Annotated in this window: 11 protein-coding genes; 7 read left to right on the top strand and 4 right to left on the bottom strand. The window is 39.5% G+C overall.

Translation table 11 applies throughout. From position 1 onward, the window contains the following. The first annotated feature begins 34 nt into the window (after positions 1-34). On the top strand, positions 35-556 hold the full coding sequence (locus ABDZ53_RS01075; protein ID WP_343753117.1) for an FMN-binding protein: 522 nt from the start codon (positions 35-37) through the stop codon (positions 554-556). Between the two features lie 159 nt (positions 557-715). Here the strand turns inward: ABDZ53_RS01075 and ABDZ53_RS01070 are convergent, their stop codons facing one another. Then, positions 716-1,816 (bottom strand): M24 family metallopeptidase, encoded by a 1,101-nt coding sequence (locus ABDZ53_RS01070; RefSeq protein ID WP_343753115.1) that lies wholly within the window; start codon positions 1,814-1,816, stop codon positions 716-718. Positions 1,817-2,047: 231 nt separating this feature from the next. On the opposite strand from ABDZ53_RS01070, the gene ccpA reads away from it, so the two are divergent. After that, positions 2,048-3,064, top strand: coding sequence for a catabolite control protein A (gene ccpA / locus ABDZ53_RS01065; RefSeq protein ID WP_343753113.1), 1,017 nt, complete (start codon positions 2,048-2,050; stop codon positions 3,062-3,064). Between the two features lie 47 nt (positions 3,065-3,111). Here the strand turns inward: ccpA and ABDZ53_RS01060 are convergent, their stop codons facing one another. After that, positions 3,112-5,901: a transglycosylase domain-containing protein gene (locus tag ABDZ53_RS01060; protein ID WP_343753111.1), complete on the bottom strand. Its 2,790-nt coding sequence runs from the start codon at positions 5,899-5,901 to the stop codon at positions 3,112-3,114. Between the two features lie 186 nt (positions 5,902-6,087). Further along, the gene (gene trhO, locus ABDZ53_RS01055) at positions 6,088-7,053 is read right to left on the bottom strand and encodes an oxygen-dependent tRNA uridine(34) hydroxylase TrhO (protein WP_343753109.1); all 966 of its coding nucleotides are present in this window, start codon (positions 7,051-7,053) and stop codon (positions 6,088-6,090) included. A gap of 299 nt (positions 7,054-7,352) precedes the next feature. On the opposite strand from trhO, the gene ABDZ53_RS01050 reads away from it, so the two are divergent. Then, complete coding sequence (locus ABDZ53_RS01050; protein ID WP_343753107.1) at positions 7,353-8,897, top strand: C40 family peptidase; 1,545 nt, start codon at positions 7,353-7,355, stop codon at positions 8,895-8,897. Positions 8,898-8,999: 102 nt separating this feature from the next. On the opposite strand, the gene ABDZ53_RS01045 is transcribed toward ABDZ53_RS01050, so the two are convergent. Next, entirely contained in the window at positions 9,000-10,814 is a 1,815-nt protein-coding gene (locus tag ABDZ53_RS01045; RefSeq protein WP_343753105.1) for a M3 family oligoendopeptidase, read from the bottom strand. A gap of 107 nt (positions 10,815-10,921) precedes the next feature. Between ABDZ53_RS01045 and ABDZ53_RS01040 the strand changes: the two genes are divergently transcribed. From ABDZ53_RS01040 to comGB, 4 genes are all read left to right on the top strand, one after another. Continuing rightward, on the top strand, positions 10,922-11,446 hold the full coding sequence (locus tag ABDZ53_RS01040) for a VanZ family protein (protein WP_343753102.1): 525 nt from the start codon (positions 10,922-10,924) through the stop codon (positions 11,444-11,446). An 88-nt stretch (positions 11,447-11,534) separates the two neighbouring features. Then, entirely contained in the window at positions 11,535-12,260 is a 726-nt protein-coding gene (locus ABDZ53_RS01035; protein WP_343753100.1) for a YebC/PmpR family DNA-binding transcriptional regulator, read from the top strand. 142 nt (positions 12,261-12,402) lie between these two features. Beyond that, a complete protein-coding gene (comGA, locus tag ABDZ53_RS01030; RefSeq protein WP_343753097.1) occupies positions 12,403-13,479 on the top strand; it encodes a competence type IV pilus ATPase ComGA in 1,077 nt (358 codons plus the stop codon). Then, a complete protein-coding gene (gene comGB / locus ABDZ53_RS01025) occupies positions 13,427-14,491 on the top strand; it encodes a competence type IV pilus assembly protein ComGB (protein ID WP_343753095.1) in 1,065 nt (354 codons plus the stop codon). Before comGA ends, comGB begins: the two co-directional genes overlap by 53 nt. The last annotated feature ends 5 nt before the right edge of the window (positions 14,492-14,496 follow it).

The following is a 14,496-nucleotide window of genomic DNA, read 5'->3' as shown; positions in this document are numbered from 1 at the left end:
CCTTTTTTCGATTATTAAAAGGAGTGAGACAGGCATGAAATGGGTAAAAGGAATCTGTATAGTCGCTTTTTCAGGACTGCTTTTAACTGCTTGTGACAATGAAGTTGAAGATCATGAACCAACGTCTGAAGTAGGAGACGGAGAGACTGGGGTAGAAGAAGGAACCACTGATGTCGAAGTGACTCACGGGACTCTCCTGGATGGCACGTACGAACTGGTAGAAAATAACACGGATGAAAATGGTTGGAGAGTAGAGTTTACCATTGAAGTAGAAGAGGGTGAAGTCGTCTCTTCTGACTATAACGAATACGACGAAGAAGGAAACCCTAAAACAGAGGATGACGCTTACCAGGAAGCGATGGCAGCCGAAACGGGTGTAGGCCCTCAAGATGTAATACCAGAATTAAATGATCAGCTGGTGAGCACTCAGGATGTGGCTGAAGTGGATGTTGTTTCAGGGGCGACAGGAACATCGGAAAAGTTCCAAGGATATGCCGCTATGTTACTTAATGCTGCTGAAAATGGAGCGACAGAAACAATTGGTGTAGATAATTAAACAGAGAAAAAGGAGCACACGGAAATGCGCTCCTTTTTTATGCTTACCCTTTCAAGCTCAATCAACTCATTTCATATTTTCACTTGAGTGAATGGAGATAAAACCAGCTCGATTAAATCATAATCCAAAAAAATCTGAATGAATTGAGATAACATGATATTATTCTTTAACAGGTAAAACAATCAGCTCTTTAGGGGTATGAGTGAACGGAATGGCACCATTATCTGTGACATAAACGCAATCTTCAATGCGAACACCGACAGAGTTTTCTATATAAATGCCTGGTTCAATGGAGAAGCACATACCGTTTTTCAATTCGACTGTTACATTTGGCGCTACATCAGGGAATTCGTGGACAGATTTACCAAGACCATGTCCTAATCTATGGGTGAAGTATTCTCCGTAACCAGCTTCTTTAATCACAGTTCGGGCAATGGCATCCAATTCTCCCGTTGTCATTCCAGCTTTAACAGCTTTCTGAGCCATTTCCTGAGCTTCTAAAACAATATGATAAATCTCTTTGGCTTTCTCACTGACTTCTCCATAAGCAACGGTTCGTGTCACATCACTTGTATACCCTTTATGAACGACACCCAAATCAAATAAAACGAGCTCTCCAGGCTGTAATTGCCTCTTTCCAGGGGTACCATGGGGACTGGCAGCGTGGTCGCCGAACAAGACCATAGTGGAGAAACTCATGTCTGCTACGCCAATTTTTTTCATCTCATATTCAATTTTTGCCACAACTTCTTCTTCGCTAATACCATTCTTCAAGTAGTCCATTCCTACTTTTAAAGCTTTATCAGCAAGGTCGCCAGCTTCTTTCATGATGGTTATCTCATGAGGCTGCTTGATGACACGCTTGTTTTGAATAAGTGAGGTGCTGTTTTCAAACTCTGCTTCTTTGAAAACGGAACGGAGTGAGTGATAACGGGCGACAGATAAAGTATCCTCACTGATTCCGATTCGGGTCACCTGTTTAGGAGAATGGTCTAAAGCTTCCTTTAAAATAGCCCAAGGGGAATTTTCATCTTTATAAGGCAAAACCAGTTGAGCTTCTTTTATAGTTTTTACACTGGGATATTCCATAGCTGGACAAATCATCCATAGGGCATCTTGAAATAAGAGAACAGCTAATACACGTTCATGCGGATCACTTTCAAATCCGGTCAGATAAGAAACCACTAGAGGGTCATCATAGTAGAGCAAATCTAGGTTTTCGCTTTTCATTTCATCTTGTAATTGAGCAATAATAGTCATTAATGAACCTTCTTCCTCGTTAATATATGATTTATAGTTTATCAAAAATGAAGGAGTAATGCGAAAAGAGTTCAAAGTAAGCCTTTTCTGAAAATGAGTTATGAAAATTACATGAAAATTGATTGTTTATGATTGCTATTTAGGAGGTTTGCTGTTATTCTAGTTAGGTAAGTATGCGCTAACAAAGAAAATTGGCAATCTTAAAAAATATAGACATAAAGGAGCTTACAAATGGACAAGCAAACTATTACTATTTATGATGTAGCCCGTGAAGCAGGCGTTTCAATGGCTACGGTTTCTCGTGTAGTAAACGGGAATCCAAACGTAAAACCAACTACACGAAAAAAAGTGTTAGAAGTTATTGACCGTTTAGATTACCGTCCGAATGCAGTAGCAAGAGGACTAGCAAGCAAGAAAACAACCACTGTTGGGGTTATCATTCCTGACGTAACTAATTTATACTTCTCGTCACTAGCTCGTGGAATCGATGATATAGCGACAATGTACAAGTATAACATCATTTTAGCTAACTCTGATGAAAACGATCAGAAAGAAGTACAAGTGCTAAACACATTATTAGCGAAACAAGTAGATGGTGTTATTTTCATGGGTAACACGATTACAGATGAGTTACGTGCAGAGTTTTCACGTTCACGCACACCAGTCGTATTAGCTGGTACAGTTGATCCAGATCAGCAAGTAGGCAGTGTAAACATTGATTATGAATCTGCAACGAAAGACAGTGTAGAATTACTCATCCAAAATGGCCATAAAAAAATTGCTTTTGTTTCTGAAAGCCATGATGAGCCAATTAATGGTATCTACCGCTTAAACGGATATAAAAAAGCCTTAGAAGAAGCATCTATTGACTTTGATGAAAGTCTGGTCTTGCAATCTGAATATACCTATAAAGTAGGAGAAGCAGTATATGACCAAATCACTAAAACAGGTGCGACAGCAGCGATTATAGCTGATGATGAGTTAGCTGTTGGGGTATTAAATGCGGCTTTAGATAGAGGTGTTTCAGTACCTGAAGAGTTTGAAATCATCACTTCAAATAATTCTCGTTTAACTGAGATGACTCGTCCACAGTTGAGTACTGTTGTTCAGCCTTTATATGACATAGGGGCCGTGGCGATGCGTCTATTAACAAAAATGATGAACAAAGAAGAAGTAGACGAAAAAACAGTCACTTTACCTTATAGTATCGAAGCAAAAGGAACAACTAAAGAATCACCTAACTTATAATCTAAAAAAACCTTTCAGAAAATTTTCTTCTGAAAGGTTTTTTCTATTTATTCCTCGTCGCTGTCGCCATTTTCATCGGCTGGGTCGTCTTCCTCATCGTCATTCCCGTTTCCGTTGCCATTTCCATTAGAATTTCCGTTCCCATTCCCATTGGAATTGTCACCGTCATCGGTATTGCCGTTTCCGTTCCCATTACCATTCCCGTTGCCATTATCATTGCCATTGGCATTTCCATTTCCATTATCATTGTCGTTGTTATTGGAATTATCATTCCCATTATCATTGTTACTGCCGTTACCATTTCCGTTATTGTTCCCATTATTAGATGTTTCTTCCTCATCAGAAGAATCGTCATCCTCGTCAGAAAGTTCATCATTAGATGTGTCTGGAGCAGGAGAAGAATCATTCGATTCTTCAATACTATCATCATCATCTTGAGAACTAGATCGAATATAGTTACTCCAAAAATCTTCGTAATCTTCATCTGATGCTTGAATAGCAAAATCATAAACGGTTGACCCCGGTATATTATTTGAATCAAATATTTCGGTATAGGTTGGGCCAGAATAAGAGAAAGTGTCTCCATCGGGAGTTTCAACTGTTCCGGATTTCATACCGGTCGCTTGGATAACAGAATCTGTCGTGATACCACTCGGACGAGTAAAGGTTTGATCCACACCAAATATTTCTGGATTCGTATTATGAATCGCATTAACAAGGCGAGCCCACATAGCACGTACTCTCAAACTCGGGTGTATCCCATTATCACGACGTAATTGAACTTGTTGATTAGCGTAACCTAACCACGTACTAAAACTGACTCGAGGTGTGCTGGCAACATACCATACGTCTGTATAATTTTGTGTGGTACCAGTTTTGGAAATCCAGTCTGCATTGAAATTAATTTGATTTCTAACATCTCTAGCTGTTCCTTCAGTTTGAACATCGCGCAGCATATCTAGTAATAAATAGTTTGTTTCAGGACTCCATACTTCTGTTTCTGCTAATTCATGTTCATAGACCACTTCACCTGAACTATTTTCAATTCGTTCTATAATAAAGGGTTCAACTTGTACACCGTTATTTGCAATAGAGGCAAAAGCACTTGTTAATTCAACTGGGGTCGGTCCCTCGTCTGTTCCTCCAATTGAAAAGGCAGGATTCTGAAATTCATTATCTCGGATAGCTTCCGGACCTAATCCCATTCGACGGATATATTGACCAATATCATATTCACCTTCCAGCAGTTCCATGTAGAGACGATAGGCTGGAATATTTTGTGAACGGTAAAGGGCTTCACGTGCAGACATCCAAATATCAGTTGTTTCTCCGTAATTACTAGGGTAAAAATCAACATAATCCCCTATTGTAGCATCCCAATTAGGTACGGCATACTCAGTATCAGGAATAATAGTAGCTGGGGTAATAAGGCCTTCTTCAATAGCCGGTCCGAAAACAGCTAATGGTTTTATGACTGAACCTGGACTACGTCTGCTTTGAAAGGCATTATTCCACTGAGATTCCTCATAATCACGACCACCAATAAAAGCGATAACTCTTCCTGTAGCGTTATCAGTTAAAGCTCCTCCAATTTGAACTGGATAAGTTTCAGTATGCGTATTCCCTTCATCATCAGTCGTAGTTACGGTTTGTTCCGAACCTAGATAGTCTAAGTTAGCGGAAACTACTTGTTCTAATGTATGATGAACGGTACGATCTAGAGTAGTATAGATCTTATAGCCTCGATTTCTTAAATCATAATCCGCTCGCTCATAATACTCAGCTCGAATATCAGGGTCATCATTAAGCATTTCAGAGGTAATCCCATCTTCTTCTAGGTAGCTGTTCATCAATAAAACTTTTGCTTCTGATTCTGCGATATCATACGCATATGATAAACCGTCTTCTTCAACTTCCTCTCGACTGATAAAGTCTTGAGTAATGTCATAGGCTAAAGCTTCTTGGTATTCATCATACGTAATGTAGCCCTCACGATACATTCGGAATAAAACTTCACTTTGTCTTTCAATACTCAAGTTATGGCTTTCTTTAATCTCGCCAAACTGTGTGTATGGGCTGTATACAATGGGCCGCTGAGGCAAGCCTGCAATAAAGGCTGCTTGTGGCAACGTTACCTCGGAAGCAGGAACGCCAAAGATTCCTTGAGCAGCTTCTTCCACCCCTGCAATATTTTGACCTTTATTATTTCGTCCAAAAGGGGATACGTTTAGGTATGCTTCCAAAATTTCATCTTTATCCATGTGGTTCTCTAAACGCATCGCTAATAATATTTCGTTCGCTTTACGTTCATGGGAGACTTCTCCACCAACAATCTGTTGTTTAACTAACTGTTGCGTTAAAGTCGAACCGCCAGTGGAACCTGTTTCCGTGATATCTTGTATCAAAGCACGAGCAACTGCTTTAGGAACAACTCCTTCATGATCGAAGAAGTATTCATCCTCTGTTGCGACGAGTGCCTCTACTAGGAAAGGGGAGACTTCGTCTAAGCTAATGGGTGTCCGAAGCAAATCAGAACGCAAGTCACTGATGACCTCTCCGCCAGCATAATACATGGTCGACTTTTCATTATAATCATTAATTTGCTCAGCCATGACTTCTTGATCAGGAATTTCAGTATCATGTACAAGCGACGCGAAATAACCAAGACCTGCGCCTGCTCCAAGAGCTCCTCCAATTAATAGAATGACTACAAGTAAAATAACGAGTGCTTTTACCACTCGGTAGAAAATGTCAAAGTAATAAAGGAAAGATTGGAAACGGGATGATTCATTAGTTTCTTCTGTATCTGTATGATTGTTTTTATCAGTACGTTTCATTCTTGACTCCTTTTTAAAAATGTCTATTTTTATTTATAGCTTGCTACATTATAGCAAAACCAGCTTAAAAGTAAAATATAGGAAGCGTTTTTTGGGTGAAATTCTGCTGAGTATGGCGAAAATGTTAAGGAGAAAAAGAAAAAGCCCCTATAAAAGGGATGAAACCTTTTACAGGGGAGAAGTGAATTAAACTGTTTCTGGCAAAGATTCACCAATGGCTTCTAAGCGTTGAGCAACCTCTTCGCGGCTTAACTGATGCTCTTTGACATATCGGTTTTCAGGAGACACTCGACACTCATGTGTGCATCCTCTTAAATAAGTGTGTTCATTTTCTTCAGAAGTAATGAACTGGCGGTTACATGAAGGGTTACCACAGTTGACATAGCGTTCACAAGGTGTCCCATCATACCAGTCTTTTCCTACGATTGTTTTTTCTTTTCTATTAACATCTACACTGATGCGCTCATCAAAGACATACATTTTACCATCCCATAACTCTCCTTGAGTTTCTGGGTCTGTCCCGTAGTTATGAATCCCACCATGCAATTGAGCTACATCCTCAAAGCCTTCTTTTAAAAGCCAGCCTGTTAGCTTTTCACAGCGGACACCACCTGTACAATAGGTAACGACCTTTTTGTCCATGAATTTTTCTTTGTTTTCTTTGATCCACTCAGGTAATTCTCTAAAATTACGAATATCCGGGCGAATAGCCCCTCTGAAATGGCCTAAATCATATTCATAGTCATTTCTTGCATCTAAGACAATCGTGTTTTCATCTTCTAAAGCTTCTCTAAATTCTACGGGCTTTAAATACTGACCGGATAATTCGTTTGGATCTAAATCATCTTCGCCCAATTTTAAAGATACAATTTCTGGACGATAACGCACATGCATTTTCTTAAAAGCATGACCGTCCGCTTCATCAATCTTGAACATCATATCAGCAAAGCGTTCATCGGAATGAACAGCTTCCATATAACGTTCAGTCTCTTCAGTTGTTCCAGAGACCGTTCCGTTCAAACCTTCTTCAGACACTAAAATGCGACCTTTTAAATTTAAACGACGGCAGAGCTCAAGGTGTTCCAATCTAAAGCGCTCTGGATTATCAATTTTGGCATATTTGTAATACAACAATACACGGTAATCACTCATATTTTAAATTCCTCCTATTTCGAGTAACTGTGCTATTCCACTGAATGGAATCATTAAAAAGTATAGTATTTTCACTTATAAAAAGCAAGTAATCTAAAAAGACTAAATGTGACAAATTGTGAACGGAATGTGAATTACACGCTCTGAAATTGAAGTGTAATAGAACTGAAACGTATTTATGACCTATAAGTGCTATACTTTAGCCAAGTTAGATTAACAAACAGACTAACTGAAAGATTTATCATAGCATATATTACTGTCGAAACTGTCAAAAGGAAAGTCTATATGGAGGGAAAACCTTGAAAAATAAGTTCATTTTAACGACATTAACAAGCACGTTACTACTAGGAGCTATCGGTGCCACACCACAGGTATTTGCGGATGAATTTGAAAATGACATTCAAGAGAATTTAAATAGAATACAGGAATCAGAAAGCCAAGTACATACTTTGGAAGAGACGATTCAATCTCTACAAGTGGAAGTACAAAACACCGAAGAAGAATTATCAAACATAAATTCGGATATTGCAAAAAATGAAGATAAAATAAAAGAAACAGTTCAGCGTTTAGAGAAAGCTCATGCTGAAATGAATCAGTTGCTTGAAGAAATTGCGGAATTAGAAGAAATGATTGAGAAACGTACAGAGCAATTAGAAAATCAAGCTCGTACAATTCAAGTAGAAGGACAAACAACGAATTACATTGAATTCATTATTGATGCAGAATCGTTAACGGATATTTTTGGACGTATTGATGTTGTAGCTAGTCTTGTTTCATCCAATCGTAAACTCGTTCAAGCGCAAGTTAGAGATAAAGAAGCTGTAGTTGAAAAGCAAGATAGAACAGAACAGACCATTGTTCAACAAAATGCTTTGGCCGCCGAATTAGAAATGATTTCTGAGGAATTGGATCAGCAAAGATTAGAAAAAGAAGTCCTGGTCGCTCAATTAGCCGCTGAACGAGCAACGGCAGAAGCAGACCGTAACCGTTTCTTATCTCAAAAAGCAGAAGCAGAACAAGCAGTTGTTCAGTTAGTTGCTGCTCGTGAAGAAGCCCAACAGGCAGCGCGTGAAGCGGAAGAACGCAGAAGAGAAGAAGCGCGCCTAGCTCAAGCGGAAGCAGAGGCTGAAGCGGAAAGACAAGCACAAGAAGCAGCGCAGCAAGAAGTGACTGTGGCTTCATCTGGAAGAGAATCAGCTTCTACATCAGATAATAGTGCATCATCTAGTCAAACAGAATCCAGCTCAAATAATACGAATGCGTCAGAGCCATCAACGGCTAGCTCAAGCAATGCAAGTTCGTCAGAGTCTAATACAGAGACTAATAATACACCGCCAGCTTCAAATAGCGGATCTGAATCAAATGAGTTGTCTAGCGACTCATCAACTGGATCTCAAACTCAAACCCCTCCGGCTCAAAGTCAGCCGAAGGAACAAGCTAAACCAAAACCAACTCCAGCACCAGCACCTGCGCCAAGTGGAGGAACAAGTTGGTCAGCTTTATCACCACACGCCACTGCTTTATTAGGAATAAGATATAGATATGGTGGAACGACAACTTCAGGTTTCGATTGTTCAGGTTTCACAAGCTATGTGTTTAATAAAGTTGGAAAATCATTACCAAGGTCAGCTGCAGGTCAATATGCAGGAGCTCAAAAAGTATCTAATCCACAGCCAGGAGATTTAGTATTCTTCTCAGAAGGTGGCGGTCGTGTTACTCACGTAGGTATATATGTCGGTGGCGGACAATTTATTGGTTCGCAGTCAAGTACTGGTGTTGCCTATGCAAGCGTTAATGATCCTTATTATTGGGGATCACGTTTTGTAGGATACGGAAGGTATTAATATAATTTATTAAACTAGCACCTTGTCACATTTAGTGATGAGGTGCTTTATTTTTACAAAAAAAACAAGGTTCCGTTTAAACGAAACCTTGCTGGTAGATGATTATTTTTCTTTAGCTAATTCTTCTGTAAGTGTCATGTAGTCATCAATATCTTTTAACACTTCATCAATGGCTGACTGCCAGAAGTCAGGTAGTGTTAAGTTCACATCTAGGTGTTTAGCAGCTAGGTCTTCAGTAGTCATGCTCGCTGTATCTCTTAGTAAGTTGCGGTAGTTAGTCTCAAATGAAGGGCCTTCTTGTTTCGCTTTTGAATAAATACCTAAACTAAACAAGAAACCAAAAGTGTAAGGGAAGTTGTAAAAACTAATACCTGTACTGTAAAAGTGCAATTTACTTGCCCAGAACATTGGGTGATAGTTTTCTAAAGCATTTTGGAAAGCTTCTTTTTGTGCTTCTTCCATTAACTGACACAGTTCTTCTTCATCTACTAATCCTTGTTGACGTTTCTCATAGAAGCGAGTCTCGAATAGATAACGGCTGTGAATATCCATAAACATAACAGCTGCACGTGAAATTTTGCTGTCTAATAAAGCAATCTTTTCTTCTTTTGAAGCCGCAGCCTCAACAGTCGCATCTGAAACTAAGAGTTCACAAAACGTACTAGCGGTTTCGGCTACGTTCATCGCATATCGACGGTTCAATAGTGGTAAATCACGCATCACATGACTATGAAAAGCATGGCCTAATTCGTGTGCTAAAGTAGACACATTATTAGCTGTTCCAGAAAAAGTCATAAAAATACGAGACTGTTTGCTTTCAGGCAAATTAGCACAGTAAGCTCCCGGACGCTTTCCGTCTCTGTCTTCTGCTTCAACCCAGTTTTCATCAAAGGATTTTTGAGCCAGATCCTTCATTTCGGTACTAAAGGTTCCAAAGTTCTCAACGATGAAGTCTTGTGCTTCCTCAAAGGAATATTTCTTAGGAACGTAGCTCCCAACGGAAACAGGAGCGGTGACATCAGCCCAAGTTAGTTTTTCCTGATTCATTAACTTCGCCTTGCGGTTTAAGAAGTCAACCACTCGCGGCTTGTTTTCGGTAATCGTGTTCCACATCGTATCCAATGTTTCTTTTTTCATGCGGTTATATTCGAGTGGCGGATTCATGAAATCGTCTTCGCCTCTAAGCTTATATGTCTGAAGTCTGAAACCAGCCAAGTGATTTAGAGTGTCAGAAAAGAGAGGTGCTTTTTCTTTCCATGCTTTTTCCCATACATCAAGCATCTGGTGACGCACTTTCGGATCAGGTGAACCAGATAATTTGTTAGCCGCTTGTCCAGCAGACAGATAAGACACTTTTCCATCTTCTTCAAAAGGAACTTTCACACTAGCAACTAAGGACTGGTACATATTTCCGAACCCTTGAATCCCGTCCAATGATAACTGTTGAATCACTTTTTCTTCTTTTTCAGAAAGTAATTTTTGTCCTTGTTCACGTTTTTCATTTAATGGAAAAGCACTTTGCTTAAATGCGTCCAGAGCAACGAGGTCATTCCATTCACTTTGAGGGATGTCTTTAATTTTCTTCATGAATAGTGTTTCAACTTCGCTTAACTGACTACCCACTTGACTGAGTTGGTTGACTACTTTTGCAGCATGGGTATCTTTCGAGTCAGCTGAAGCGAGCCCTCTTGCAAATGTTCCTGCTTCAGCTAAACCATCAAAAATGCGTTCTCTTTCATTTAGGAACGTATGTAGTTGATTATATTCAGGTTTATCTTCTTCAAATGACCATTGCTGGATTAAGTCTAATGTACTCTCAATCGCCTTCCCCAAAAGCGTCATCTTTTCCTGTAAATCCTCGGAACGGCTTCCCCCTTTGAATACCGATTCCATGTCCCATTTCATGTTATTTGTCATTGATTCATCTCTCCCCTTAATTAAACTAAATTAATTGTACCGTTTTTTCCTTTCCATATCCAGAACCATCCGTTAAAATGGAAGGAGATTTGAAAAGGAGAAGAAGAATGAACAGAAAAACAAGTACAGCAGATACGATTTATTTACTTTTGGCTTTTGCCATTATGGGTATCCTTTATTACAGTTCGTCCATGGGATATGAGGAACAAAATGTTCAACCACTGCTTCATCAATGGTTGGAAAATGAACCATTAAGAGGCTTGCTTGAACGCATTGAATTTACATACGCTGGAAGTGTCGTTAGTGTAGAGTCTAGTGGTTATATAGCTTTTATCGAATTTTTCATCAGAAAAGGAGCTCACTTTTTTTCCTTTTTTGCGTTAGGACTCTTTTGGTTTCTAGGCTTAAGAAACAGAGTAAATAATATCTATTTATCTATTTTGCTGTCTCTTCTATTAACAGCAGGCTATGCCTCGTTTGACGAATTAAGACAGAATTTCCATCCTAATCGGACTGCTTTAATGCAAGATGTCATTTTAGATACAGTAGGCGGATTAACGGGAATACTCATGGCTTTCTTTTCCACAGGAGGTCCCAAAAAACGTAAGCGGAAAATACGATTCAATCGTTGACACATTTTCAAGGAAACCTTGAATCGACAGCGAAATTTGGTATAATAACAAAGGATAACGCAAACACATTCAGGAAAGAGGAATTGAAATGGCTGGACATTCAAAATGGAGTAACATCAAGCATCGTAAAGGTGCCCAAGATGCGAAACGTGGAAAGATTTTCCAAAAACATTCAAAACTAATATACCAGGCAGCTAAAGACGGCGGATCAGATATTGAGATGAACGCTGCATTGAGATTGGCTGTAGATAAAGCTCGATCCGATAATATGCCAAATGACAACATTGAACGGGCCATCAAGCGAGCAACAGATGCAGGCCAGGGTGACGACTATAATGAAGTCATCTATGAAGGGTACGGTACGAACGGTATTGCTGTTTTAGTGTACACACTAACGGATAATGTTAACCGTACAGCAACGAACGTTCGCGTTGCATTCGACCGTAACGGCGGATCGATGGGAGAAAAAGGGTCGGTTAATTATATGTTTGACCGAAAAGGCTATCTTGCTATCGCGCGTGAAGGGCTAGATGTAGACGAAGATACTATGCTCATGCATGTACTGGAAGCAGGAGGAGAAGACCTAGAGGTATCTGATGATGTCTTTGAAATCTATACTGAAGCAACAGACTTTGGAGCCGTTAGAGACGCTTTAATTGCAGAAGGCTTTGAACTAGATCGTGCAGAGCTGACGATGATTCCTCAAACGACTATTCCTGTTCCAGAAGACAAAATAAGTGTATTTGAAAAAATGATTGAAGCTTTAGAAGACGATGATGATGTAAACGAGGTTTACCACAACGCTGAACTATAATAAAGAATGAAGGATAACTTCAAGAAGTAGACAAAAATCTACTTTTTGAAGTTTTTTTATTTTCTTTCGTGGATTTCGATTTATTTAGACAATATATATAGTAAGACATTTTTTAAAATCAAAAAGAGAGAGGAAGGAAGGGATGGATACCGAATCATTTGCGACCCATTTGTTGTCCATAGCCAGCGCTTATCAAACAAGTGATATTCATATATTACCGGAACAAAAGCATTACGATGTCTACTTTCGCTTAAATGGACAAATGGAAAAGCAGTATTATTTAACTCGAGAGGAAGGAACTCAGTTAATTTCTTATTTTAAGTTCTTGTCTCATATGGATGTAGGAGAAAGGAGACGGCCTCAAAGTGGCTCGACTACCTTTGCTTTGAAAGAAAAATCAGTGGACTGTCGCTTTTCAACAATCAGTAACTATCATTCGCAGGAATCCTTAGTGATTCGATTATTAAAGCAGAAAGAGACAGGGAATCAACAACCAGCCTCATTCTTCTCAAAAGAATGGAAGCAATTAGAATCATTAATTGAATCCAAATCGGGCCTTTTACTCTTTTCAGGACCTGTTGATTCTGGGAAAACGACAACTATGTATCATCTCGTAAGAAACAGAATGAAAGGAGAGAAGCAGCAGGTCATTACAGTTGAAGATCCCGTTGAAATAGAAGAGACTTCCTTTTTACAGGTGCAGGTGAATGAAAAAGCGGGGATAACTTACGAGCATCTCTTAAAGAGTTCCCTTCGTCATCATCCCGATGTCCTCATAGTGGGTGAAATAAGAGACGAAGAAACAGCTAAAATGGTCGTTCGAGGTGCATTAACGGGTCACCTTATAGTTGGATCTATTCATGCCAAAAACGCAAAAGGAGTCTTATCTCGCATGATGGAGTTGGGAGTCAGCTTAACTTTACTTGAACAAACACTCATTGGCATAGCTTTCCAAAATCTTCTCCCCATTTACTGTCCTTTGTGTGAGGCCAACTGCCAAACCTACTGTACGAATCACCCGCGCGACAGAAAGCGGGCCGCTTTATATGAAGTAAAAGCAAACGAGAGTCTATCAGAACTGTTTGAAAGGCTCAGACAGCAGGAGTCTATGACAACACCACCCATGAAAAGGGAATTCAATCGACTATTAGAGAAGGTGTACACCTATGGGTATGTTACCGAAAAAACGTACAAACGCTACCTTATCCCTAACGAATAAAGAGTTGAACCAGAAGGGCCTTTTACTTTCGCGTTTAGGTCAGTTGTTAGAAGATGGTTTTTCGTTGAGAGAAGCTCTCACTTTTTTAGAAACCATTGCAGATAAAAAATCTAAGCCGATTCTTCAAGAAATCATAAGAGAGACAGCTTTAGGCATTGAGTTTTCTACTGTATTAAAACAAGCGGGCTTTCCGGACTCAACCTGTTCCCAGATATATTTCTCTTTATATCATGGGCAGTTTGCTCAGGCGGTCTACACAGCTGGCAAACATCTGATTCAGCAAGCCGAGAAGAAGAAAAAATTAAAAGCCGTCACTCACTACCCGGTTATGCTTCTCCTTTTTATCACCATGATGCTGTTTGCCATGCGGTATATTCTTATTCCTCATATTGAACACATTCTAACGGTTGATAGAAATCAGATGCCTTTCAGCACCCGCTTCATTGTGCAAGCCGTGTATCAGGCTCCATTACTCATTATGGGCAGTCTAGTTGGTTTGACTTTATCTTACACCCTGTTCAGACATTTTTTAGATCGGAAAAAGCCTTTAGACAGATTAACCTTCTTGAGTCAGCTTATTCCTTTATCCCTCTTTAAACTATATTGGACACAGTTTTTCGCTCACGAATGGGGCACCCTATTAAAAAGTGAGTGCAGTTTACTGGAAGTTATCAGCATTATGAAAGGAAATAACTTATCCCCCTTGATAAATGAAATGGGGAGATGGATAGAATCAGAAATGAAGAAGGGACAACAGTTCCATGAAGCACTAAGTCCGTTGTCCTTCTTTAAACCCGAACTGATAGAAGTTATCCGACATGGAGAAATAACAGGAAATGTGGGTTACCAATTGGAACTCTATGCCGAACATTGTGAGGAGGAAATGGATAAACAGATAGAAGCGTATATGGAAAGAATTCAACCCTTTATTTTTATATTTGTAGCAGTGATTATCATCGCCATCTATGCTGCTTTGTTGCTTCCGACTTTCAGCTTGATGGACACACTATAATAAAA

It is taken from the genome of Alkalibacterium iburiense (assembly GCF_039521845.1).
Classification (GTDB): Bacteria; Bacillota; Bacilli; order Lactobacillales; family Carnobacteriaceae_A; genus Alkalibacterium; species Alkalibacterium iburiense.
This window is presented reverse-complemented; position numbering and strand designations above follow the sequence as displayed.